General features: G+C 35.7%; 15 protein-coding genes and 1 tRNA gene. 14 read left to right on the forward strand and 2 right to left on the reverse strand.

Features of this window, described 5'->3' with window-relative positions; translation table 11 throughout:
• The first annotated feature begins 9 nt into the window (after window positions 1-9).
• Entirely contained in the window at window positions 10-246 is a 237-nt protein-coding gene (gene tusA, locus A9G44_RS10650) for a sulfurtransferase TusA (protein ID WP_065610931.1), read from the forward strand.
• A gap of 47 nt (window positions 247-293) precedes the next feature.
• On the opposite strand, the gene A9G44_RS14130 is transcribed toward tusA, so the two are convergent.
• Complete coding sequence (locus A9G44_RS14130) at window positions 294-698, reverse strand: protein YgfX (protein ID WP_065610933.1); 405 nt, start codon at window positions 696-698, stop codon at window positions 294-296.
• Between the two features lie 258 nt (window positions 699-956).
• Between A9G44_RS14130 and A9G44_RS10660 the strand changes: the two genes are divergently transcribed.
• From A9G44_RS10660 to rlmB, 10 genes are all read left to right on the forward strand, one after another.
• The gene (locus A9G44_RS10660; protein ID WP_442902936.1) at window positions 957-3,488 is read left to right on the forward strand and encodes a penicillin-binding protein 1A; all 2,532 of its coding nucleotides are present in this window, start codon (window positions 957-959) and stop codon (window positions 3,486-3,488) included.
• Between the two features lie 13 nt (window positions 3,489-3,501).
• Window positions 3,502-4,065: a 16S rRNA (guanine(966)-N(2))-methyltransferase RsmD gene (gene rsmD / locus A9G44_RS10665; RefSeq protein ID WP_065610935.1), complete on the forward strand. Its 564-nt coding sequence runs from the start codon at window positions 3,502-3,504 to the stop codon at window positions 4,063-4,065.
• Window positions 4,065-4,334 carry a DUF1145 domain-containing protein gene (locus tag A9G44_RS10670; RefSeq protein ID WP_065589576.1) on the forward strand — a complete coding sequence of 90 codons (270 nt, stop codon included), beginning with the start codon at window positions 4,065-4,067 and terminating at the stop codon, window positions 4,332-4,334. The genes rsmD and A9G44_RS10670 overlap by 1 nt, the downstream gene beginning before the upstream one ends.
• A gap of 72 nt (window positions 4,335-4,406) precedes the next feature.
• Window positions 4,407-4,482, forward strand: a tRNA-Gly gene (locus A9G44_RS10675).
• 940 nt (window positions 4,483-5,422) lie between these two features.
• Entirely contained in the window at window positions 5,423-6,766 is a 1,344-nt protein-coding gene (locus A9G44_RS10685; protein ID WP_143426389.1) for a hypothetical protein, read from the forward strand.
• A 260-nt stretch (window positions 6,767-7,026) separates the two neighbouring features.
• A complete protein-coding gene (locus tag A9G44_RS10690) occupies window positions 7,027-8,370 on the forward strand; it encodes a hypothetical protein (protein ID WP_143426390.1) in 1,344 nt (447 codons plus the stop codon).
• A 286-nt stretch (window positions 8,371-8,656) separates the two neighbouring features.
• Window positions 8,657-10,039, forward strand: a complete 1,383-nt coding sequence (locus A9G44_RS10695; protein WP_143426391.1) for a hypothetical protein — start codon at window positions 8,657-8,659, stop codon at window positions 10,037-10,039.
• A gap of 1,142 nt (window positions 10,040-11,181) precedes the next feature.
• Window positions 11,182-12,102, forward strand: coding sequence for a hypothetical protein (locus A9G44_RS10700; RefSeq protein WP_143426392.1), 921 nt, complete (start codon window positions 11,182-11,184; stop codon window positions 12,100-12,102).
• Between the two features lie 429 nt (window positions 12,103-12,531).
• Window positions 12,532-14,991, forward strand: coding sequence for a ribonuclease R (gene rnr, locus A9G44_RS10705; RefSeq protein ID WP_065610947.1), 2,460 nt, complete (start codon window positions 12,532-12,534; stop codon window positions 14,989-14,991).
• A gap of 27 nt (window positions 14,992-15,018) precedes the next feature.
• On the forward strand, window positions 15,019-15,780 hold the full coding sequence (gene rlmB / locus A9G44_RS10710) for a 23S rRNA (guanosine(2251)-2'-O)-methyltransferase RlmB (RefSeq protein WP_065610949.1): 762 nt from the start codon (window positions 15,019-15,021) through the stop codon (window positions 15,778-15,780).
• 943 nt (window positions 15,781-16,723) lie between these two features.
• Here the strand turns inward: rlmB and A9G44_RS10715 are convergent.
• Window positions 16,724-18,184: a catalase gene (locus tag A9G44_RS10715; RefSeq protein ID WP_065610951.1), complete on the reverse strand. Its 1,461-nt coding sequence runs from the start codon at window positions 18,182-18,184 to the stop codon at window positions 16,724-16,726.
• A gap of 851 nt (window positions 18,185-19,035) precedes the next feature.
• On the opposite strand from A9G44_RS10715, the gene A9G44_RS10720 reads away from it, so the two are divergent.
• Genes A9G44_RS10720 through A9G44_RS10730 form a run of 3 tightly spaced genes read left to right on the forward strand, consistent with a single transcriptional unit; the run spans window position 19,036 to window position 26,156 of the window.
• Complete coding sequence (locus A9G44_RS10720; RefSeq protein ID WP_162162642.1) at window positions 19,036-21,564, forward strand: TonB-dependent receptor plug domain-containing protein; 2,529 nt, start codon at window positions 19,036-19,038, stop codon at window positions 21,562-21,564.
• A gap of 57 nt (window positions 21,565-21,621) precedes the next feature.
• Window positions 21,622-23,352, forward strand: a complete 1,731-nt coding sequence (locus tag A9G44_RS10725; RefSeq protein WP_065574695.1) for an ABC transporter ATP-binding protein/permease — start codon at window positions 21,622-21,624, stop codon at window positions 23,350-23,352.
• A 5-nt stretch (window positions 23,353-23,357) separates the two neighbouring features.
• Window positions 23,358-26,156: a M16 family metallopeptidase gene (locus tag A9G44_RS10730; protein WP_065610953.1), complete on the forward strand. Its 2,799-nt coding sequence runs from the start codon at window positions 23,358-23,360 to the stop codon at window positions 26,154-26,156.
• Window positions 26,157-26,235: the final 79 nt, after the last annotated feature.

The following is a 26,235-nucleotide window of genomic DNA, read 5'->3' on the forward strand; positions in this document are numbered from 1 at the left end:
TTATTAAATATGAATATAACTATTGACAAAGAACTCAATACGCTTGGATTGCGTTGTCCTGAACCTATTATGTTGATCAGAAAAGCGATCCGAGAACTAGCTATAGGGCAAGTCCTTTATGTGATCGCTGATGATTTTGCAACTACTCGTGATGTACCTAGCTTTTGTCGCCATATGGATCATCAATTACTGTCATTGCAAATAGAATCTCAACCTTATCAGTATTGGATCAAAAAATCCCATTAGTGTAACGATTTTTATGGCAAAAAGTTTCAGGAAAGTAGGTGTTTGTGTCAATTTAATTCGATTTGCTTTAAGTAAAAACGTAATGTACGCCAATCATTAGGTTGAAGATTATCAACCATTAATAATAGCGTACAGCGTTTGCCATTATGTCGTGATTTTAAGTTTAAAATAATGATATAACGAAATATCAACGGTCTATGCATTAAGTACCAACGTTGTTTGTGCCAGTATATTTGATTGATATAGTGAAATAGCGCAAATTCGTCTTTAATAGTTTTGAAGTAACACAGACTGTGCCACCATTCTATTATTAATAATAGAATAATAACAAAGGTATAACAATTTAAGTATGTGTTAGCAAACATAACTAAACAAAGTGCGATTAACACTGAGTAAAAAAGAGTTGAAATCAATAATTGTATCTTTGATATGCTAAGTTTTATGCTCCACATAATTTATTCTTTACTTTAGTTAAATTAGGATTATTTCATTCTTTTGCAAAAAATTACTTAAAATAAAGACAAATATGGGAGATAATGCGCATAATTTTTGTGTGTTTTAATAAACGAGCGATCAAACATAGACATTTTATTTTAATGTCTATGTGAAGATCCTGAACTGAAGATAGTGTTACTAAATTTGGCGCAGAGAGAACTCTCGTGCCATTATTTTTGCCTTAAAATTTAGAATAGGAAAGATTTGTGATATTAATTAGAGTGTTAAAAATTATTCTAAAATTATTCATTGGTTTATTTCTTTGTGGCTTAATTATTGGTATTGCAGGTTATGCTCATTATTCAAAGGATCTTCCTGACGTCACTACATTAAAAGATGTTCGACTTCAAACACCAATGCAAGTATTAAGCAAAGATGGTGAATTAATTGCCATTTTTGGTGAACGACGTAGAACCCCTCTGAAATATGATGAAATTCCTCCAATAGTTATTAATGCGGTCATTGCAACTGAAGATGCTCGTTTTTATGAACATTTTGGCATCGATCCAGTTGGTATTGCTCGAGCGATGTATATTGGCTTAAAGCAAAAAGGATTTTCTCAAGGTGGCAGTACAATTACGCAACAAGTCGCTAAGAACTTTTTCTTAACACCTGAAAAAAGTATAGCGCGTAAAGTCAAAGAAATGATTTTGGCTATCCGTATGGAAAAAGAGTTATCAAAAGAAGAAATCATGGCACTATACCTTAACATGATTAACTTCGGATCGAGGGCATATGGTGTTGCAGCTGCATCTTATACTTTTTTTGGTAAAACACCTGATCAGTTAACTGTTGATGAAGCGGCTTTATTAGCTGGTTTACCAAATGCACCATCAGCTTACAACCCAATTTCACATCCAGAACGAGCATTAACTAGACGCAATTGGGTACTAGGACGAATGCTAGATCAATCCTATATTACTCAAGCAGAATATGACGAAGCGATTAAAAAACCGTTAGGCGCTAGTTACCACTCACCACAAATTGAGTTTTCGGCGCCTTATGTTGCCGAAATGGCACGTCAATTTATGTACGACAAATTTGGCGAAAATGCCTACACAGATGGCTATAAAGTCTATACAACTATCTCAAAAACCGATCAAATAGCTGCAACAGAAACAGTGCAAAAGCATATTATTGAGTATGATACCAGACATGGTTATCGTGGTGCTGAAAAAATATTATGGCAACCAGACGAAGCACCATGGAATTCTGAACAAATCCAGCAAACTCTTAATAAATACATGTGCTATGGCGGAATATGCCCAGCGGTGGTCATGACATCTTCAGATAAAGAAGCAACAGCGGTATTATCTGATAAAAGTAATATTACTATTGCATATCAAAACATGAAATGGGCGCGTCCATTTATTAGCGATACAAGACAAGGTGCTTACCCTAAAAAAGTTTCTGATACTATCAAAGCGGGGCAGCTAATATGGGTGAAAAAAACTGATGATAATTGGGAATTATCACAAATTCCTGCTGTTAACGCTGCGCTAGTATCACTTGATTCAGACAATGGTGCAATCAAAGCGATTGTTGGTGGTTATGATTTTAATTTGAGTAAATTTAATCGAGCAACACAAGCACTAAGGCAATTAGGATCGAATATTAAACCATTTATTTATACCTCAACATTAGAGCAAGGTTTAACAATGGCTACGCTTCTTAATGATGCACCAATTGTTCGTTCTGCGGGTAGTGCTACATGGCGTCCTAAAAACTCACCACCTACCTATGCAGGACCTTTACGTTTAAGAATTGGCCTAGGAATGTCTAAAAATGTAATGATGGTAAGAGCATTGCGTGCAGTTGGTATAGATTATGCTGCGACTTATTTAGAGCGTTTTGGATTTCCTAAAGAAAATATTTCTTATAATGAATCGTTAGCTTTAGGTTCGGCATCATTTACGCCATTGCAAGTGGCAAGAGCTTATTCGGTGATCACTAATGGCGGTTATTTAATATCACCATATTTAATTGAAAAAATTGAGGAAAATGATGGTAAAGGTCTAATTTATCAGCATCAACCTTTAATTGCTTGTCACAATTGTACTGACGATGACGTCATTGTAGGGGCCACACCAGTATCACTTGATAATGTTGAAAATGAATCAACCGAATTAGGTAATGAAGAGCCAGAGCAAGAAAATCTAAAAGCAGATGATAATATAATTTTACCTGATATTGATACTGAAAATAAAGTCACTGATGTAACACCAAAATACGCACCGCATACGGTAAATAGTGGTATTGCATTTATTATGAAAGATGGTCTTCGATCCATCGTATTTGGTGGTTCAGATTGGCAAGGTACTGCATGGCGTGTAAAAGCATTGGGTAGAAAAGATGTCGGAGGTAAAACTGGGACAACTAACTCATCTAAAGACGTTTGGTTTTCTGGATTTGGTGGCAATATTGTAACTACTGTTTGGATGGGATTTGATGATCATCGCCGTGACTTGGGGCGAACAGTCCGGGCTGAAGCAGGGGCAGTAACCGCAAATCCAATATGGGTTGATTATATGAAAGTTGCCCTAAAAGATGTACCAGTAATAGAAGATGTAAAACCTGCAAATGTTATTTCTGTTACTATTGATCAAAAAACAGGTCTATTACCTCAATCTGGATCTAAAACAATGTCAGAGTACTTTATAAAAGGTACCGAACCAACGACTTATGCGACCCAAGAGGTGGGCACGAAAGTAACAGATTCAGAAGGTAATACTTCAGAACTATTCTAATAAAGGATTTAGCATGAATGGTTCAATAAGAATTATTGGCGGAAAATGGCGTGGGCGTAAATTGTCGGTACTAGACAAACAAGGATTACGCCCAACTACCGATCGAATCAAAGAAACCCTATATAACTGGTTAATGCCAGTTATCCATGATAGTGATTGTTTGGACTGCTTTTCGGGTAGTGGCTCATTAGGTTTTGAAGCAGCATCAAGAGGTGCCCAAAGTGTTACTTTACTTGAAAAAGATAAACAAGTAGCACAGCTACTTAGCAAAAATAAACAGATTATTGCTAGCAACTCAATCGACATTTATCATACTGATACTTTACAATGGCTAAACAGGCCAGCTGTAAAACAGTTTGATATTGTATTTATCGATCCGCCATTTCATCAATCATTAGTCGAAAAAACGGTTAGCGAGCTTGAAAATAATAATTGGCTAAAGCCGTCAGCTTATATTTATATTGAAATAGAAATACAGCATGATCTAACAACTTATATCCCAACTAACTGGCGCCTACATCGTGAAAAAATTGCAGGGCAAGTTCACAGCTATCTATTTATACGAGAAGATAATTAATGTTCATTTTTATTGGTAAAACCTTATATTCATTAATGTGGTTATTTTTATTATTTAACTTAATCTACCCATATCCAAAACCGGCAAATGTTGTTGCCAATATTGGCTTAATCGCCTTTACTGTTACTCATGGCTTACAAGCTTGGATGTTAAACTCAACCATGACCAAACAAGAAAAACAACAAGACAAATTTAAAGTGTTACGGCTATTTTTATTTGGTGTTTTTGAATCACTTAGTTGGAAAGATAGTTTGAAAGACAAAAAATAATAATAAAAAGAGGTTGCGAGATACAAAAATTTTTGTATAATGCTCACCACTTCTTACGAAGCACCTCAATAAGCGGGAATAGCTCAGTTGGTAGAGCACGACCTTGCCAAGGTCGGGGTCGCGAGTTCGAACCTCGTTTCCCGCTCCAATAAAATATCTATTTAGTATAAAAGTAAATTTATATCCCATACGGTGTTAACTAACGAAAGTGATTAGTTGTGTGCAAGGCACAAAAAACACAGCAAAAACATTGTAATAAAAACAGAAATTAGCTAATAATTACTTAAATTAAGTAAAATAAAAAACTTGAATAAAATCAATAGTCCACCTGAGCTATTTTAGAGAAAACACACAACACGGCAAGGTTAATCTACCTATCTTTTAACTGTGTCGGAGTGCTTTGCTGATAGACTGAGGGCAGCACGCCAAATAGGACTGTTTGGTGTGTTTGTGCTTTGTTAGGGATGCCAATTTGTCAGGAACAATTTGGCATTTCTGAGCAAAGCAAATAGGTTTAAAAAAGGCGAATATCATAATGATTTGAGTAAATCATACCGATGGTTAAGAGTGAGCGTAGGCGTTGGGTACCGTAGTTCATATTTTGTATCTCATGTGAGTTGTAAGATGTTACGTTCAAAATTCTTAAATTAAACGTTACCACCAATATCAGTTATTCCGACAAAATTCAAAAGCTATAAAGCTAACAGCATATTTTAATTTAAAATTTACTTACCTATAAGGTGAATTATTTTCATTTTTACATTTATTTACAAAAAATCCGCCAAAAAACTAGCCAATTATTTTTAAAACAGTTATAATTTCATCGATCTTCAAATAAAAGCTCATTAAATGAGCAATGGATTATAAAAATTCAAATAAAACAAAATATTACTTGACATGGGGAGCGTGATGCATTATCATTTAAGGCACAAGGCACAAGGCACAAGCACTGGCAAACCTATGTCTTAAATTTATCAATTAATTCTATTCGACGAGTTTTTACACGAACCTCATTTATACCTTCAAAATTATCTTTCGAATTATCATCGAAATTATCTACAAATTTATTTCCAAAAATACAATTGGTATTGGTGCTGTTTTTATCGTATTCATTAGAATCACAGGCATTAACAGCTACGACGGTCAACGCTATTCGAGGCTCTGCACCGTATTTAACCTTTGATGATGGTGTCACTAAAGTGACTAAAACAGAGGACTTATTAGGTATTAAGTTATCGGACGGTCGAATATTCACACCTCAAAGCAACTCTTCATCATTGACAAGTCCGATTGAGTTGCCAGTGGTAGGTCAAAGTTTTATTGATATTAACTTGATGGTACCGGCATCATTTAATTCAGTGAATTTTAGTGAGTTAGTGGCACTAGGAAATTGGGGCGATGATGATGGAGATGGACAGAGGTCGAATGAAGTAACGGCTACAGGAAATATTTCGCTGAAAATCACGGATAAGTATGGTCAAATGGTAAGCCGTAATGATGTATTGACGAAATGTAATGCGCCTTATAAAGTGGAATTAAGTACTACAGGAGGTAGTATAAGTACTCGTTATGGCTTACCTAGTAGTAGTACATTTGAAGCAGGTAGTGAAATATATTACCTTAATCCTAACTCATCAAGTAACAATGTTTGCGTAAAAGTAGAATTCGCAAAGCCTAATTTGAGCTATGACTCTGGTGAAAGTTCTGATTCCATGTGGAAAGCTAAAAAAGGTTTTCTTACTCAATCAATTATACCCGAATCTTACGGTTTAAATTTTCCGACCACAGCGGCCAATAACTTATATTTTGATTTGGAGATAAGTGGAAGTGACCAATCGCTTACTTGGCCCTCAGTTACTCATGAGGGTATAACTGCTACGATGAGTAATGTAACTAGTACTAGTGTACGGGTTACTCTAACTGGCCCAGAAGCAAAAAACCAATTGGAAAATTCTAATCCTAGTCAAATAGCTAAACCTAATTTACCTCAGACATTTGTGTTAGAGGGTAGAGATAGTAATGATAACGTAGTAGTTAAATATGGCTTTAAGTTACAGACATGGTTTGTGAACCGCGGAGAATATTCACCTGATAGTCCTTTGAGCCAAGCCCTATGGTGTAGCGGTTTAGGATATCGTATGCCGCAAGTGAAAGACCTTTCTAATGCAGACTGTGCTTATTTAGATAGTAGTTGCCAGGGAGCACTTCCATCATCAAGTGGAAACCACTATTCGCGACAAATAGGGGCGGGTTTTTTCTCTGAGTGGGGCAGCATGCAATATTATAACAATGCTGAATTCAGTTTCATCGAATACTGGACGAGTAGTGATGGTGAAAACGAAAACTCTAAGTTTGCCGTTAGCCCGTTCGACGGTTATGTGGAAGAGTACGATCCTGCACCTGATTTCTATGGAATATGTGTTACTCCCTAGCTTTTAGTTTTTAGCTATTGTAGGAGTTTTATAGGACAACTAAGTGAGGATAGTATGACCACAAGATAAGGCTGATAATATTAAATAGTTAAGTTTTTTTTGAATAAATAGCAAAAACATATAGAAATAAAAACAGGTTGAAAATAATGCAGTATTGTTATAGTTGCCACTGTTGGTGGATTTATATTTTAAATTTTTTTAAGAATAACTTTGTGCAAGCTTTTTCTTTAATTTTATTTGTACCATCAAAAGTTTTGTTGATGTCGTTATTACTATTATCATATTCATTAGAATCGCAGGCATTAACAGCTACGACGATCAACGCTATTCGAGGCTCTGCACCGTATTTAACCTTTGATGATGGTGTCACTAAAGTGACTAAAACAGAGGACTTATTAGGTATTAAGTTATCGGACGGTCGAATATTCACACCTCAAAGCAACTCTTCATCATTGACAAATCCGATTGAGTTGCCAGTGGTAGGTCAAAGTTTTATTGATATTAACTTGATGGTACCGGCATCATTTAATTCAGTGAATTTTAGTGAGTTAGTGGCACTAGGAAATTGGGGCGATGATGATGGAGATGGACAGAGGTCGAATGAAGTAACGGCTACAGGAAATATTTCGCTGAAAATCACGGATAAATATGGTCAAGGGGTAAGCCGTAGTGATACTTTAAATATTTGCAAAGCTCCATATAAATTATCTATTGCTACTACAGACGGTAGTTTAACAACTCGTTACGGTGTGCCCAATACTAGCACTTTTACAGGTGGTGAAGTAGAGTATTATATCACGCCGAAATCAACGGTAGTCATTTGTTTTGCAAGACCGAATATGGCACAAAGATCAGGTGAAGGAATCTTCGCAGGACCTGTTGAAATATGGGATTCGGATAAGGGCTTCTTGACGCAATCATTCTTATCGTCACAGTATAAGCGAAATTTTCCGACTACAGGTGCTGATGGATTGTATTTTGATTTGGAGATAAGTGGAAGTGACCAAGCACTTACTTGGCCTTCAGTTACTCATGAGGGTATAACTGCTACGATGAGTAATGTAACTAGTACTAGTGTACGGGTTACTCTAACTGGCCCACAAGCAAAAGGTAGATATCCTTCTAGTCAAATAACTAAACCTAATTTACCTCATACATTTGTGTTAGAGGGTAGAGATAGTAGTGATAACGTAGTAGTTAAATATGGATTTGAGTTGCAGAAATGGTTCGCGTCTTCGCTAATGGAGGATGTATATTCTAAACAGGAATCTTTGTGTCATCGTATTGGTTATCGTATGCCACATGTAAGAGACCTAACAAATTCAGTCTGCTCAGGTATAGGCTCAGGTACTTATTGTCAAGGAGCTGTCGGTGCTATACCATCATCAAGTAATAATCGTTACCAACGTCAAATAGGAGCAGGATTACTCACGGAGTGGGGTAACTTACACAATTATCGTGGTGCTTTCGAAGAAGGAGAATATTGGACAAGTGACGAACTCCATGTTGAAAATCAAGTTTTCACTGTGTACACATGGCATGGTTCTGTACAAAACAGTGACACCACCACCAGACTAAATTTAATTGCTTGTGTTTATCCTTAGTTAGTATTTAATTCTTAATCTTTGGATGAGTGCGGGTTTGTGGGGGTAATTAAAGGCAAATAACTAAAGATAGTCGCTTTTTTAAGAAGGTCTGATACATACAAAATGTTAAGTTATGCACTTTTGCGGGTAAATGCAAGAGCACATAAAAATAAAAAATAGGTTGAAAATAATGCAGTATTGTTATAGTTGCCACTGTTGGTGGATTTATATTTCAAGGTTTTTTAAGAATCACTTTGTGCAAGCTGTTTCTTTAATTTTATTTGTACCTTCAAAAGTTTTGTTGATGTCGTTATTACTATTATCATATTCATTAGAATCGCAGGCATTAACAGCTACAACGGCCAACGCTATTGAAGGCAGTGCACCATATTTAACGTTTGATGGTGTAACTAAAACTACTACAATAGATAGTTTGTTAAGCATTACTTTGTCGGACGGTACTAAAATAACACCGCAAAATAATGACTCAGCGACAATACCAATCGTATTACCACGCACAAAAGATACTCTTGCTAATATTGATATGGTAGTTCCTACATCAAGCAACTCAGTGAGTATAAATGACATAGTAACAAATGGTCATTATTGGGGGGATGATGATGGAGATGGTCAGCTAACGGCAACGGGGGATATAAGGGTTAATTTTACAGATAAGAATGGTCAAGTGGTTCAACGTGGTGATGCTTTAGATATTTGTAATGCACCTTATAGAGTGGAATTAAGTAGTGCTGGTGGTCATTTAACTACTCATTATGGTGTGCCAGCTAGTACTACTTTTACTGGTGGTAGGGTAACGTATTATATTAATCCTAATGTACCACCCGTTATCTGCTTTGTAAGGCCGAATCTACTTGAGGGTGCAACTGTCTCTGAACTCAACTTTGCAGGCCCCGATGCCATATGGAATCCAACTAAGGGATTTTTAGTTCAATCAATCGATCCTTTATTTTACGATCGGAATTTTCCGACTACGGGTTCTGATGGTTTGTATTTTGATTTAGACATAGGTGGAGGAGGAGCGCAATTAACATGGACATCTGTTACGCATGAGGGGATAACAGCTACAGTGAGAAGGATAAGTGCAAAAGATACTTGGTTTCCTAGCAACAATCGCACACAAACTGTAACACGAGTTACCTTAACGGGTCCTAAGGCAAGTGCTGCACAAAAAGGGAAAGCTAAACCAGGTCAAATTAACAAGCCAAATTTACCCGAAGTATTTAAATTAGAAGGTAAAGATAGTAATGGTAATGTAATAGTCAGATATGGATTTGAGTTGAAGAAGTGGTTTGTAAACCGAGGTAATAAAAAAGATACGGCTTCTAACCAAGCATCTTGGTGTGATAGTTTAGGCTATCGTTTAGTACAGGTAAAGGATTTGACTAATGCAGTCTGTTCAGGTGTAAATTCAAGCAGCTATTGTCGAGGTGCGGTCGGCGCCACTCCATCATCAGTAGCTAATCACTATCAGCGTCGAATAGGTGCTGGATTATTCACGGACTGGGGTTTTGTGGAAAACTATATTGGTGTGGGTTTTTCCGATGGCTACTATTGGACAAGTGACGACACTACGGAAAACAATCAGTTTGTTGTGTCCTCGCACAATGGTGGAGTTTACAAGTTCGAGCTAGATAAAAATAATTATGGTGTTTGCATTGCTCCTTAACATTTAACACTTATTTGATTGCAGAATCTTATGGTATTAATAGTGTGACAATCAGTTAAAGAAAAGGCTCAGAGTAAGGCGCTATTTTTAGCCGGTGAAACGGGTAAGTTTGTAGTTTGCGTGTTATAGGACAAGCTCATAGGGAGATAAAAAAATATAGTTCGGTTGAGCTAACATATTTGCTCCAAAAATAGCAAATGAGGTGTTGATGGTAATGGATATATAAAATGGCTTAACTGAAGTTATAAAGTTTAATTGCTAGCATTATAAATAAAATTAACCAAGCAGTTGGTTGCAGCAATGTTTTAAGTATTCGTATGGTGTTCCTAACAGCAAAAACTTCATTGCTGAACGGTTATTTATTACATCAATCCAAATTAATTTTTACTGTCAGCTAAGCAAAGCAGAATTGATATGCTACTGAACTTACTGACAAGTGAAATGATAGAAGGGTTTTATTGTTCGATCTACTTTATTTTTCATCTTACAGTCGCAACTTCCCGACTAGCGGTGTTAAAAGTTATATTTAGATTTGATAATATTAGCAAACAACTAACTGACTTGGCCCTTATCTTGACCGTAAGGACTAAAAAACAGGGATATTGCTATTTATTGCCGTGTCAGGATATGCTGATAACGAAGTAAAGCTAGCCCAGCAAATTGGGCTGTTTGGCGTGTTTGCGTTTTAAACGTTATCACCAATATCAGTTATTCCGACAAAATTCAAAAGCTATAAAGCTAACAGCATATTTTAATTATAAAATTAACCTATCTATAAAGTCGAATTGTTTTATCTTTACATTTCTTTACAAAAAATCCGCTAAAAAACTAGCCAACTATTTTTTAAATGGTTATACTTTTATCGCTATAGGAAAACAAGCTTATTAAATAAGCGAATAATTATAAAAATTTAAATAAAACAAATCATTACTTGACAGGCGAACCATAATGCATTATCATTTTAGACACCAGACACCAGACACCAGCACTGGCAAACCTATGTCTTAAATTTATCAAATAATCTTATTCGACGAGTTTTTACACTAAGCTCATTTATACTTTCCAAATTATCTCTCAAATTATTATCGAAATTATTGCTCAAATCACCTAAAACAGCTTTGCTGGTATTAGCACTGTTATTATTGTCATCGTCATGGGATGTACAGGCGAATGGTAAAAAAGCTCGAGCGAGTAATCGCAGTGATGCAATAATGCTACAACCGTCGGCAGTTATCAATTATGTAAGGCCGTATTTATCTAATATTTATGATGACCGATATGCAGGCCCAGCTGACATATGGAATCCTAATAAGGGCTTTTTAGTTCAATCTACCAATCCTGAATCATACAGCCTAAATTTTCCGACTACAGGTGCGCATAATTTATATTTTGATTTACTCATAACAGGAATAGAACCAGAAGAATTGACATGGGAACCAGTCACGCATGAGGGAATTACTGCAACAGTGACAAATGTTGTACCTAATGATTACTGGATTCCTTATGAGGACTTGGGACAAGTTGTAGCTCGCGTTAAGCTAACAGGTCCAGAGGCAAGAAATCAATGGTACAATCCTCATCCTAACCCAATTGCTAAGCCAAAGTTACCGCAGACGTTTGAGTTAGTGGGTAGAGACATTAAAACTAATAATGAGGTAGTAAAATATGGGTTTGTGTTGAGGCAGTGGTTCGTCAGTCGGGGGCATACATGGAGAGATTATAGTGACTATTCAGCATGGTGTGATAGTTTGGGTTACCGCATGCCGAGGGTAAGGGATTTAACCAATGCGAAGTGTGGTGTAAGAGGGGATATGGGTTTTTTCCCATGTATAAATGGCATAAATAGCGCCATGCCGTCGTCTGATTGGAATGGTTACAGGCGTCACATAGGCGCTGGATTTTTTACGGAGTGGGGTTCGGTGGGCATCTACGCTGATTCAGGTTTCTCCGAGAACAGCATGACGAGTGACGGCTCAGCTAGTAGCAAGCTCCATGTCAGCACGTACGATGGCGGTGTTATACTCGGCGATGGACCCGCCTATGGTGTTTGCACCATACCTTAGCTTTTAGCGTTTGGTACTTAATCTTTAGATCTTGAGACGAAAGGGGGCTTATGGTGTAAATAACTGAGAGTTATGGCTTATTCTAACGTAGTGAGGTTTAGGACGTTTTATTTGGCAAAGACAAAACGCCCTAAACCAAACACCTCTATAACTATTTTCATAATATTGATTTAAAAATATCATTAATACAAAATATAAATCAACACAATATGATTTATGTAGTATTGTAAAATAATTATCTACTGAATTATGATTCTTTAGCAGTGCCATTAAGGCTCAATACGTTATTTTGATGCAGATTTAGATATTTTTTTATGTTTTTATAATTTATTTTATAGATTTTGATTCTTGGTTATAAATTGAATCTTCATTTTAAGTTATACGACTCTGTGTTATGCTACAGTTAATATTAGTCACAGGATATTCCTTATGATAAAAGATCCTTTTTTTGACCGCGAAGCCGAGAAGTATGATTCCCCAATTGCCAGTCGAGAGCTTATTTTAGATTACCTTAAACAAGAAGCAAAGCCTGCCAGTTTAGAAAAAATTGCTCAAGCTGTTGATATTAAAAATGAAGAGCAAAAAGTGGCATTGCATCGTCGTTTGCGCGCAATGGAGCGTGATGGACAAGTAGTTTTTACACGCCGTAAATGTTATGCCTTGCCTGAAAAATTTGATATGGTTAAAGGCAGTGTGATTGCGCATCGTGATGGATTCGGTTTTTTACGCGTTGAAGGAAGTCCTGAAGACTATTTTTTATCACCGGAGCAAATGAAAAAAGTTTTACAAGGCGATGTAATCTTAGCTCAGCCAATGGGAACTAAATATCGCGGAAAAATGGAAGCTCGTGTTGTGCGAATTTTAGAGCCACGCAATAATCAAATTGTTGGGCGGTATTTTATTGAGCAAGGTGTTGGTTTTGTTGTCCCTGATGATAGCCGTTTAAACTTTGATATTTTAATTGCGGGTAAACCTAGCCGCACGGTTCGTATGGGAACGGTTGTGGTGGTTGAGTTACAACAACGCCCTGAACGCCGTCAAAAAGCTGTTGGCATTATAAAAGAAGTGCTCGGTGAAATAATGGGGACTAATTTGGCGATTGATATTGCTCTGCGGAATCACGAAATCCCTTATGAATTGCCAAAGGCTGTTGAAAAAGAGGTAAGCAAATTCACCGAACAAGTTCCAGAAAGCGCTAAAAAAGGGCGAAGAGATTTGCGACAATTACCTTTGGTAACAATTGATGGTGAAGATGCACGTGATTTTGATGATGCGGTTTATTGCCAAAAAAATCGTGGTGGTGGCTATCGGTTATGGGTGGCTATTGCAGATGTGAGTTATTATGTTAGACCAGGTAAGGCGTTAGATAAAGAAGCTTGTTTACGAGGTACATCGGTTTACTTTCCTTCACGAGTTGTACCAATGCTTCCAGAAGCATTATCTAATGGGCTTTGTTCGTTAAATCCGCAAGTTGATCGCTTATGTTTAGTTTGCGAAATGACCGTCTCTAATAGAGGGCGTTTAACGGGGTTTGAGTTTTATGAAGCGGTAATGAACTCGCATGCTCGGTTAACGTATACTAAAGTGGCTAAGATTTTAGATGGTGATGAAGAACTTCGTGAACATTATCATGAATTAGTCCCTCATCTTGAAAATCTTTATGGACTTTATAACGTGCTTGATAAAGCACGGGTTATTCGTGGTGCGATAGGATTTGAATCAGAAGAGCCGAAATTTGTTTTTAATGCCGATAAACGTATTGAAAGTATTGAACTGGCACAGCGAAATGTGGCACATAAAATTATTGAAGAGTGTATGATTTTAGCCAATGTTTCAGCGGCAAAATTAGTGATTGGTGCCCAAGTGCCATCATTATTCCGCGTACATGACAGACCCGATGAAGATCGAATGAGTAACTTGCGCAGTGTATTAAGTGAACTTGGTTTATCACTTGGTGGTGGTGCAAGTCCTAAACCTAAAGATATTGCCGAATTAATGAAAGTGGTTGAAACACGCCCTGATCATGATATGTTGCAAACCGTGATTTTACGCTCTATGAAACAAGCTATTTATGATCCAGAAAATCGAGGACATTTTGGTTTGGCACTTGAGGAGTATGCACATTTTACTTCGCCAATTCGCCGTTATCCTGATTTGCTTTTGCATCGTGCTATCAAATGGATTTTAGCTGATGAAAAACATAAAACCAGTAAAACAGGGGGGTATCGTTATGATACAAATGAAATGCTTTACTTTGGTGAACACTGTTCAATGACCGAACGGCGAGCTGATGAGGCCGTACGTGATGTCGTGGATTGGCTTAAGTGTGATTACATGCAAGATCATGTAGGTGAAGTATTTAACGGCTCTATTTCAAGCGTGGTTAATTTTGGTTTCTTTGTGAGGTTGGACGATCTATTTATCGATGGTTTAGTGCATGTGTCATCGCTTGAAAATGATTACTATTTTTTTGATGCCTCGCACAATCGCCTAGTTGGTGAAAATACACGTTTTACTTATCGTTTAGGCGATAAAGTGCAAGTGAAAGTCGATAATGTTAATCCAGAAGAACGTAAAATTGATTTTTCATTGGTTGGCAGTAATAATAAGCCAAAACGTCAGGGTAAAACGGCAAAAGATAAGTCCAAACAAGTCAAAAACGATCAAATTGTCGATTTACCAATAAAACGAAAAGGCAAAAAATCAACCAGTAAAAAAAGTAGCGCGAAGCCAAATACTAAGCAAAATACTAAACCAAGTACTAAATCAAGTACCCCAAAAAAGGCAAAATCGAACGCTAAATCAAGCATGAAAGCAAGTGCTAAAGTTGAAGTGAAAGCCAAAAGTAAAAAACGTAGTAAATCTAAATCAACGAATAAAACTAAATAGTTAATAAAATAAAAGAGTAACAAATAAATGAGTGAAACAGTTTATGGCCTGCACGCCATTGAAGCATTATTAGCACGTTCGCCAGAAAGAATTATTGAAGTATTTATTATTAAAGGGCGTGAAGATAAACGCCTTCTTGCCGTTGTGCGTCAATTAGAGCAACTTGGTTTGCCAGTTAAAGTTGCTAATCGCCAATGGTTAGATGAAAAATCTAAAAATGGTGTACATCAAGGTATTTTAGCCATGGTTACGCCGAATCGAGGTTATCAAGAAAATGATATACCTTTGCTCATGGAACAACAGCCAAATCCAGTTATTTTAATTTTAGATGGTGTAACTGATCCGCATAATTTAGGTGCATGTATAAGAACTGCTGATGCTGCTGGTGTCGATTTTATTATTGTACCAAAGGATCGCTCCGCACCGCTCAATTCAACGGCACAAAAAGTTGCTTGTGGTGCAGCTGAAAGCGTGCCTGTGGTTAGGGTAACCAATTTGGCACGTACTATGCGAATGCTGCAAGACGAGTATCAAGTTTGGATTGTGGGTACCGCAGGCGAAGCAGATAAGACGCTTTATCAAACCGATTTTTATAAAACATCAACACAGACCGCACTTGCATTGGTAATGGGTGCTGAAGGTGAAGGTATGCGTCGTTTAACCAAAGAACACTGTGATGAATTGGTGAGCATTCCAATGGCAGGTATTGTGTCATCACTAAATGTATCGGTTGCAACTGGTGTTTGTTTATTTGAAATTGTTCGGCAAAAATCAGCTATCAGAATCTAATTTAGATGGTTATAACCGTATTGGCTATCTAACTATTTAAGTTTCATACGAAATAATAGATTAGTTGAACTTCAATACGGTTAATTAAAACAATCATAAAAATATATTAGCAAGCATCTTTTTTATTAGCATGAATTTTTCATTTGTCTTTAAAAAATTAAGTAAACAAGTGAGTATAATTTTGTCAAAAAGTTTCAGGTAACCCTACGTTTCAGTAAAAAATATTGTTTTTTAGATCGTTAAATGCTTTTTAACAAGTTGCGATCTTATTTTTATTTATACTCGTGCGTACTGCCTAATATTTTATCTATGGGGAAACATCTATTATTGCTTGAAAATGAATTTCTTATATATTTTTTCAATCCAAAAAATTGAGTAGTGACAGCACAATAAAATAGCTGGGTATATTATAAAATTAAGGGTAACGGCTGATGATATACACAGATATGCAATAATTGCGTCAATATCTAGAACTAATGTATTGTGATCTCCCATAATGAATGGGCGGACAATCCATGAGATAAAGTTTATTAAAACACCAATAACTATCCCACAAAAGATTAAACCTGACGGTCGTTTTATTTTATCTAGCATAAAGACTGAAATAAGAATAAAACAGAAATAACACAAGCAATACAATATTAAAAAATGAGATTCTGGTGTACTGTGTTTTCTTATAAACTGATAACACCATTGATAACTTAACAATCCTCCAACACAATTAAACAATAATAATTAGCTTAATGATTTTCATCGGATAATCCTTTTAACTTCAATAAGTTATATGATTTTACTGTAATCTATGCTAATAATATGTGACTTTGCTAAATTAATGAAGTGTTTTTATAAATTTTGTACCGTGATCAATTTATATTTGTGTATTTAGTTACAGTCAATAATTAAAAATGCCGACTAAAATTGTAGGCATTTTTATTTTTAAGTACTAACTTTTTATTAGATCAATATCAATCCCTAATCCTTTGGCAATTCCAGTTCCATAGTCAGGATGCACTTTATAGAAGTGTTTGAGCTGTCTGATTTGAATGTCTCGATTCACGTTTTTCATTGAGCCAACGATATTATCAATAAGCAGTTGTTTTTGATCAGGCTGCATTAAATTAAATAGTGCGCGTGGTTGTGAGTAATAGTCGTCATCAACACGATGATCGTGCCTGTCCATTGTGCCAGCTGGTACATGCATTGGCGGTTCGGCATATTGTGGTTGTTGTTTTGGTGCGCTATCGACGCTATTAGGCTCATAGTTAGGCGCATTATCTGGACTATAAAAGCGCATTGCGCCATCGCGTTGATAATTATGAACAGGGCATTTTGGAGCATTGATCGGCAATTGTTGATAATTAGTACCAATACGATAGCGGTGCGCATCGGCATAAGCAAAAATTCGACCTTGAAGCATTTTATCGGGTGATAAACCCGTTCCTGGCACTACATTACTTGGTTCAAATGCTGCTTGTTCAACTTCAGCAAAATAGTTTTCTGGATTACGATTCAGTTCCATTACGCCGACTTCGATTAATGGGAACTGTTTTTGTGACCAAACTTTAGTAACATCAAATGGGTTTTCAGGATGGTTGTTAGCTTGTTCTTCTGTCATTACTTGTATGTAAAGTCGCCATTTTGGATAATCTCCTCGCTCAATGGCTTTGAACAAATCTTCTTGTGCTGAATCTGGATTAGTTCCATCCATTTCTGCTGCTTTTTTAGGATGAATGTTTTTTATTCCTTGCTCAGTTCTGAAATGCCATTTAACCCAAGTGCGAACGCCATCTTTATTGATTAAGCTATAAGTATGGCTACCATAGCCGTGCATATGGCGGTAACCATCAGGGATTCCGCGATCAGAAAATAAAATAGTAACTTGATGAAGTGATTCTGGTGATAAAGACCAAAAATCCCACATCATTTGTGGATCTTTTAAGTTGGTTTTGGGATCACGTTTTTGGGTGTGAATAAAGTCAGGAAACTTTAATGCATCACGTATAAAAAATACAGGTGTATTATTACCTACTATATCCCAGTTGCCTTCATCAGTGTAAAATTTTACCGAAAATCCACGAGGGTCACGGGCGGTGTCTGATGAGCCACGTTCTCCACCAACTGTTGAAAATCTTGCAAAAAGAGGGGTTTGTTTACCTATCTTAGCAAATATACTAGCGTGAGTATATCGAGTGATATCATTTGTTACCGTAAAGGTACCGTGTGCGCCAGAGCCTTTGGCGTGTACACGTCTTTCAGGAATATTTTCACGGTTAAAATGGGCTAGTTTTTCAATGAGTTGATAATCATCAAGCAATACTGGACCACGAGGGCCAGCAGTTCGAGAGTTTTGATTATCGGCTATTGGGGCACCGTTATTGGTGGTTAGTTCTTTTTTTTCTGACATTGCAACACTCCTTTATATGATATTAAAAAGCCTTGAGGGATAAATACTCAATCGTTTTTTGAATATTGTGTCCTAGAGACCTTGTTTGGGACTTGTAGAGCGTGATAAAAAAGATCATTTTTAAATTGATCTTACCTACTTTAAAAAAATATATTTTACTTTTCAAGTAGAATATTTTTTATTTGAAGATATTACAAATATTTGTTTGTAAAACATTAAGTTGTTTGAATAAAACCTTTAATAATTACTTCATACCTGTTCAACTAACATAATCTATTATAAACGTCGAACTGTTTACATTATATGCTTAAAATAATCCTCTAGAAAACTATAAGGTATTTTATCCAAAATCGCTGAAACTTCTGTTTTCTATTTTTTGAATCGCTAAATATTTGCCGGTTGATGCCATATCATCATTCAAGTGCATATTAATCTTTCGGCTTTCTTATTCGTTGCTTGGCTAGCAGGTTGAGTGAATTTTTCATTTATATGAGGGTTATCACCTATTTTATTGGTTATTGGTTCTAAATAGATCAACTCTTGTTAAAAATATTCAGGAATCTATACCTTTTCAGTATAAAAACATAGTGCGTTTAACAGAAATGATTTTTGGTTACATCTAAACATTAATACAAGGGGGGCGCAAACTACTGATTAGCTACTATTTTGTTACGATGGTAAGGCCCCTATGTGTATATAGGAGTGCTCTATTTGATAGCAAATTTATTCTTTTCGATTGACAAATATAAATTTTATGATGAAATGTTATTAAGAATGATTATCATTATTATTATAAAGTGAAAATTTAATGATGAATGCATCGTTATTATATTTGTGGATGGATTTTTTACATGAAAAAAGTAGTAATATCGGCTTTACCTTTGTTGTTAGTTAGTTATAATCCTGCAGTTTTCGCCAAGCAAAATCAAATCAGTCAAACTATCGTCGAAAATAGTGATGATGAAGTCAATAATCAAGATGATGTTATTGTTGTGACATCACCTATTCCTAAAATATCGAAGCCACAATCGGTTGATTCTGCTCAAATAACGCAAATGAATACAGGTGATGGTAACATCACCGATCTATTAAAGACGTCACCAGCAGTACAAATGTCTAATAGTAGTTATAATGGTATGACTCAAGGAGAGATTAAACCCGCCGATATCTCAATTCATGGCAATACTAGTTATCAGAACAATTATCAGTTAGACGGCGTTAGTTTTAATAATGATGTCGATCCGGTTGATCCTGGATTAGGGGTAACCAATACCCGTGTCGATAGTGATGAACAAGGTCTTTACATTGATAGTCGTCTAATCAATGAAATTAAATTATATGACAATAATATTCCTGTTGAATATGGCGGGTTTACAGGCGGTGTTGTGGATGTGATTAGTCGTCATTGGAATCATGAGACTAATGGTAGTATTTTTTATCGTAGAACTCACTCTTCATGGAATAAGACACATGTTGATCCAGCAATTAATTTTGATAGTTCAGCAAATGATGCAAGTCATCCGAGTCGATTTCAACCTAAATATAGTAAACAAAATTTTGGTGGTTGGTTTGAAACGGGGATTACCGACAATCTTGGTTTGATGTTTGCTGCATCTAGAAGAGAATCGGATATTTCTTCAGTCACTTATCAAGGACCTTCATTATTATTAGAAGGAGATGATTTGATTGAAATTCGAAAAAACGGTGGCATGAAAAACCAAACACGTGTTTCAGATAATTTTTCATCTAAATTTACTTGGTATGCTACTGATCAAACAATCGTCAATATTTCGGCCAATTATTCTAAGTATGATAATTATTCCTTTGCTGCAACTGTAGCTAATTCTGGCTATGATACTAAGCACAATGGGTTAAGCATGGCGTTGCAACTAATGCATGAGTTTGATTTTGCCAAATTAGATGTGACGACTAGTTATCAAATGCTAGAAGATAAAAGAACCAATGATCAAAATTATTTTGTTACGTTAGTTGATTATTCTGACTGGCGAAATCCCGTGCAATATCATTCGGGAGGCGTCGGTAATTTAACCACTAAACAAAATAATTGGGGATTTAAATCAAAGCTTGAGTTTATGCCTATTAATTGGTTGAATGTAACGCATGAGCCCTCTATGGGGTTTGAATTGACAAAAACCAAAGCTCGCTATATTCGCAATGAAGATTTTTATCGTTATACCTATACTGGTACATGGGATTCTCTTCCTTGGCTCTCTTTTGCTGATCATGCTTCAGTTTTCCAAGCAGGTCGTTATCAAGCAAGCTATGATAATTACACACTATTTGCTGATGATACAATGCAATATGGTCGCTTAACTGTTCGTCCAGGGATACGAATTGATTATGATAGTTTTATTAAAGATGCCAATCTGGCCCCAAGATTAGTGACTAGTTTTGATGCTTTTGGTAACGGTAATACGGTCTTAACTACGGGGTTTAACCGTTATTATGGCCGTACTATGATGGCTTATGCTTTATATGGTGCACAAAATGCAGGATTAAAGAACTGTTATTATTTTTGTACTCCTGGACAAGTTGATGAAGATTGGATAAGTTCAAGCGATTTTGAGGGGTTAGATTCACTTTCTACGCCTTACAATGACGAAATTAGCTTAGGCATTGAGCAAATCGTAGATAATAGTTTATGGCAATTACAATATGTGCATCGTAAAAGCTATGATGAAGTTCGCAGTCGCCCTAAATATAATAATGGTAGATCAAATGTTCGAACCTTTGATAATTCTGGGCGTAGTAAGCATGATACTGTTTCACTAACGGTAAAAAATAGGCTACCTATTGAGTTTTATCATGCTGAACATACAGCATCAGCATCTATTTCATGGCAGCAAAGCAAAAGTAATTCACCTAAAGAATTAGGATATGCGCATTATGATCCAGCAAATAACGTTCGCCATGATAAAGTTTGGTATAACGGCAAAATAATTAATGCATCGGATTTACCCGCAACAGATTTTAATATCCCTGTTAAAGTCAATGTTGAGCTCACAAGTAAGATCCCTGAATATGATTTAACTCTTTATAATTTACTACAATGGCAAAGTTCACGGCATCAAGCTGTTCGCTATAGTAACCAATATTACATAGATCCTAATACGGGTAATAAAATGGCAAAATACGAAAAAGAACGCTTTGCCAGTACTTTTCGGTGGGATACTAAACTCGGTTGGACACCAAGTTTTGCTAAAGGAGCTAATTTTTCGGTAGAAGTTAATAATATTTTAAATAAAAAAAATGTTATCGATCGTTATGTTTATGGTGCTGATAAGGTTGGTAATGATAGAGTTGTCAATGCTTATGCTCCAGGTCGTCAGTTTTGGATTCAAGTTGGTTATGACTTCTAATTTACATAAAACGTTATACTTTTGTCAAAATAATATAAATTTTAGTGCCTCATAAATATGCAAAAAATTAAACAATTTTTATATTTAGTAAAGCCATTTTGGTGTTCATCAGCATCAAAGGTGGCTTGGTTATTATTACTTTCTGTTGTCGTATTAAGCTTATCTACTGTATGGTTTAATGTTAAATTAAATCAATGGAATGGTGATTTTTATAATGCTTTACAGACTTTAAATGGGCAAATTCTTTATCGTTTATTAGGCGATTTTATTGTTCTTATTGTTATTATGATTTTGGTTGTTGTGTACGCTGATTATTTACAAAAGAAATTGTTAATAATTTGGCGTCACCATATGACAGAAAAGGTAACTAAGCAATGGTTATCTAAACATTCTCACCATTATCACCTTAAATGTAGGCAAGATAAATTAGATAATCCCGATCAACGTATTGCGGAAGATGTTTATTTACTAATCAAACAATCATTGGATTTATTGCTTTCATTTTTGCGTTCATGTATGACGTTAATCTCTTTCACTGCCATTCTTTGGACGCTATCTGGTACTATTTCCTTTACTTTGCTATCGATAGATATTTATATTCCAGGTTATATGGTTTTTGTCTGTCTTATTTATACATTATTAGGAGTTATTTGTACGCATGCTATAGGCAAACCATTACATAAGATTAATGTGGAAAAACAAAGAAGTGAAGCTGATTATCGTGCAGCCTTGATTTATTGTCATCAATCTAGCGAAGCAATTGCTGGTCAACATGGTGAAAAACAAGAAACAGCTAGATTACAAAACAAATTTACTGCTATTATTCATAATTGGCAAAATTTGATGAGTAATGAAAGAAATCTCTCATTTTTTAGTGTAGGTTATCAACAAGTTTCTTCTTTAGCGCCCATTTTTTTTGCCTTACCGGCATTTATTGCTGGCTTAATTAATTTAGGTGGTTTAATGCAGATTAGGCAAGCCTTTATGCAAGTTTCATCGGCATTAAGTTGGTTTATTTATGCATACCGAGATATTGCTATTTGGCAAGCAACGGTAACTCGGCTTTATCATTTTATTCGACTTTTAGATGAGCTACCTGAAAACACTGTTATCCCATCTACCAATAAGGATAAGTTACTCGATGCACAAGTAGTATTACGAAGTGCGGATAATCAGCAGGTATTATTATCAACTAATATTGAGTTAGCTAAGGGAGATACTCTATTACTTCAAGGGCTTTCTGGTATAGGCAAATCGACACTATTAAAAGCCATTAGTGGTTTTGGGGCAAACTATCAAGGTGTTATTCAACGCACAGATAATTATCTGTGGATCCCACAAAAAATTTGGCTTAGCTATGATAGATTAGATAATTTATTGACTTATCCAGCGTGTCGGCAAAGTTTTGCTCGAGATGCACTAATTGAAACGTTGTCATTGGTGGGTTTAGATAAATTAAATAGTGAATTAGAAACGGAAGATGATTGGAGCAACCGTCTATCGGGTGGGGAACAGCAACGCTTAATGTTTGCTCGATTATTACTTAATAAACCCGATCTGATATTATTAGATGAAGTAACTTCCGCATTGGATTTACCAAGCGTTTATCAACTTATTTCGTTATTACAAGAAAAACTGTCTGAAAGTGCTGTGATCTTTGTTTCTCATCAGCCGATACAAAATTATGTTAAATACATGATCAATTTAGATACTACTGTTACTCCGTCAAATCAACAATCAACTAAACTGCGCAGTAATGCTGTTAATATGTTTGTATCTAAGGTTTAAATACTATGTTAAAAAATTATTTATATTGTACTTTATTTATTTTATTGCTAAATTTTCCTCATTTATGTTGGGCAATAACGCCAATTGACACTGATCCTGCAATAGAAACTTACCAATTAGAGAATGGTTTAACCGTTTATCTACAACCACGCCCAAAAGCAGGATTAGAATTAAGGTTAATTGTGCATAGTGGTTCCTTGCAAGAAAATGAAAAGCAACTAGGTTTAGCACATTTTGTTGAACATATGGCATTTAAAGGAACAAAAAATTTCCCAGATAAATCAAGTTTTAAGTCGCTAGAAGAGCATGGTATTCATTTAGGTAGCCATATAAATGCGGCGACCAGCTTTAATTCTACTGTATACCGTTTGTCGTTACCAACTAGTACAGATCAACAGGTAGAAAAGGGATTAATGGTATTATCTGATTGGGCTTATCATATTTCTTTTGAATCGAAAGATTATGAAAGTGAACGCGATGTTATTATCGAAGAATGGCGTTTACGACAAGGTGTGGCTTATCGTATTAATACTATCTTAGATGAATTACGTTATCATGGTAGCTTATATGCTGATCGAGCACCGATTGGTTCGTTAGATATTATAAAAAATGCGCCTGTAGAAGAGGCGAAAACCTTTTATTCCAATTGGTATCAACCTCAAAGAATGAGCCTAGTTGTTGTAGGAAACTTTGATACTAAAGTCGCAAAACAATGGATTGCTAAGTTTTTTGGCCAACGTCCTCGAGGTAATGCACCTGTTGATGTTCCTCAATTAAGGGCTTTTGCATCGCAGAGTGAGCCATTAGTTAAGATTATTCTTGATCGTGAACAAGGGCAAAGGATAATACAATTAGCATTACAACGTAATTTGCCAACAACCTTAAATACACCACAAGGCATAAAAGAAGACGTTTTTGATCTAGTCTGGTTAACACTACTTAATCAACGGTTATCGTTATTGGTAGAAAATCAGATATTGCCTAATTCTCAAGTTAATCAACAAGGGATCTTATTTGATGATAAACGTATGCAATATCTTATTTTTGCACAGCCAAAAGATCAACAGTATTTAGATGCAATAAAGCATCTTTTTACTGAATTACAGCGGATGTCAACCAATCGTGTATCTGAAATTGAATTGCAGCAGATAAAAACGCAAATCTTGACAAAATTAAAACAACAATTAGAAAATGAAAGTAATTATCAAAATGATTATTTAGCTAATCAATTAGTTAACAACATCACCAATAGTTTGCCCATACAAAATAAACAGCAACAATTAACACAAACAGAAAAGATTTTAAAAAAGGTTAATACAGAACAATTGCAAACAATGGTGGCTGAAAGGTTAAATAGTGTTGATTTACGGATTGCTATTATTGGACCTGATAGTGATGAAGAAGCTATTAATATATCTCAAATCAAACAATTATGGCAATCTATTAGGCAAACTCAGCTTGGTGACTTTTCTTTTAAAAAGGTGGACGTTAAGCTTGATATAGTACCGTTAGAGCAAGGAAAGATTAAAACAACCCGTAACATCAGCGAAATAAAAGCATATGAGTGGCAATTAAGCAATGGACTTCGTGTTATTGCTCGTCCTGATAATACTTTATCAAGTGATGTTGAAATATTATTACAAATTCCAGGAGGATTATCCCTAGATACCTATCAACAATTAGGTATTATGCGTTGGTCTCAAAGATTGGCTGAAGCAAGTGGATATGGATCTTATAGTGCAGCAAAATTAAACCAATTTGAACGGCAACATCAAGTTAGCGTTTACCCTTATGCAGAATTACTTTATCATGGTTTACGTGGAAAAGCCCCCAATGATCAATTAGCATCATTATTTAAATTATTCTATTTGAAATTAACAGCGGCTAATTTTGACCCAGAAAGATTAGCTAAGACCAAACAAAAATTGGGCTTGGCTTACGAAAAACAACCTGTTGAAAGACAATTTTTAGATTTAATCAATAAAAATGCTTTTAACCATGGCGAGCGATTACTCGTTTCGCCAAAAGGACCTTGGATCAATTTTACTGTTGATCAACTTAAACAATACTATTCACAAACGTTTAACTTACCGCTATCAGCTAATATTATTATTTCTGGACGTTTTAATATTGATGACATTAAGCCATTAGTGGAACGTTGGTTTGCAGGTTTACCTGTTGTTGATAGGAAAACGACATGGATAGATAATGGTATCACACCAATTCATCATTCAATGCAAAAAGCCTATCCAATGGCTAGCAGTGATAAGTCGATGGTCAGCATACTTTATTCTGAGCAAAAATCATGGCAGTTGAGTGATCAACTGAAACTTGAATTACTTGATTATATTGTTAATTTAAGGCTACGTCATTATGTAAGGGAACAAGCGTCTGGTGTTTATACGATTATTTTTTCTCAACAATTGATTAAATATCCGACTTCTTATTATTTGGCTAGGTTAAATTTCACCACGGCACCAGATAAGGTTAACGCTTTAACTTTACTGGCTGATAAAGTGATTCAATCAGTAGCACATGATGGTATTACCTTAGATGAACTAGAGCAGGCGAAAAAATCATGGTTACTCGATCATCAAGAAAAGGTGACAAGTTCTACTTATTGGTTAACAGCTATGGCACAAATAGCCGCTGATGGAGATCGTTTTGATGAGTTAAAGACACAACCAAATATCATTGAAGCTATCACATTGGAGGATACCAATCATTTAGCGAAGCAATTATTAGGTAAAAATCCAAAAATTTTCACTTTATTACCAAAAGAAAACAACAGCTTGAATCAATAAAATTATTAATTTTGTTATGGAGTTAAAGTAATAAGCCAGCATATGGGGTATTACTTTTAATCATATATTTTAGATATTT

Origin of the sequence: Gilliamella sp. Occ4-3 (assembly GCF_001690675.1) — a bacterium.
Taxonomy (GTDB): Bacteria; Pseudomonadota; Gammaproteobacteria; order Enterobacterales; family Orbaceae; genus Gilliamella; species Gilliamella bombi.

Coding starts and splice junctions, on each gene's coding strand:
- tusA (WP_065610931.1), top strand. CDS start 10: ATGAATATAACTATTGACAAAGAACTCAATACGCTTGGATTGCGTTGT.
- A9G44_RS14130 (WP_065610933.1), bottom strand. CDS start 698: ATGTGGAGCATAAAACTTAGCATATCAAAGATACAATTATTGATTTCA.
- rsmD (WP_065610935.1), top strand. CDS start 3,502: ATGAATGGTTCAATAAGAATTATTGGCGGAAAATGGCGTGGGCGTAAA.
- A9G44_RS10670 (WP_065589576.1), top strand. CDS start 4,065: ATGTTCATTTTTATTGGTAAAACCTTATATTCATTAATGTGGTTATTT.
- A9G44_RS10690 (WP_143426390.1), top strand. CDS start 7,027: ATGTCGTTATTACTATTATCATATTCATTAGAATCGCAGGCATTAACA.
- A9G44_RS10695 (WP_143426391.1), top strand. CDS start 8,657: ATGTCGTTATTACTATTATCATATTCATTAGAATCGCAGGCATTAACA.
- rnr (WP_065610947.1), top strand. CDS start 12,532: ATGATAAAAGATCCTTTTTTTGACCGCGAAGCCGAGAAGTATGATTCC.
- rlmB (WP_065610949.1), top strand. CDS start 15,019: ATGAGTGAAACAGTTTATGGCCTGCACGCCATTGAAGCATTATTAGCA.
- A9G44_RS10715 (WP_065610951.1), bottom strand. CDS start 18,184: ATGTCAGAAAAAAAAGAACTAACCACCAATAACGGTGCCCCAATAGCC.
- A9G44_RS10720 (WP_162162642.1), top strand. CDS start 19,036: ATGAAAAAAGTAGTAATATCGGCTTTACCTTTGTTGTTAGTTAGTTAT.
- A9G44_RS10725 (WP_065574695.1), top strand. CDS start 21,622: ATGCAAAAAATTAAACAATTTTTATATTTAGTAAAGCCATTTTGGTGT.
- A9G44_RS10730 (WP_065610953.1), top strand. CDS start 23,358: ATGTTAAAAAATTATTTATATTGTACTTTATTTATTTTATTGCTAAAT.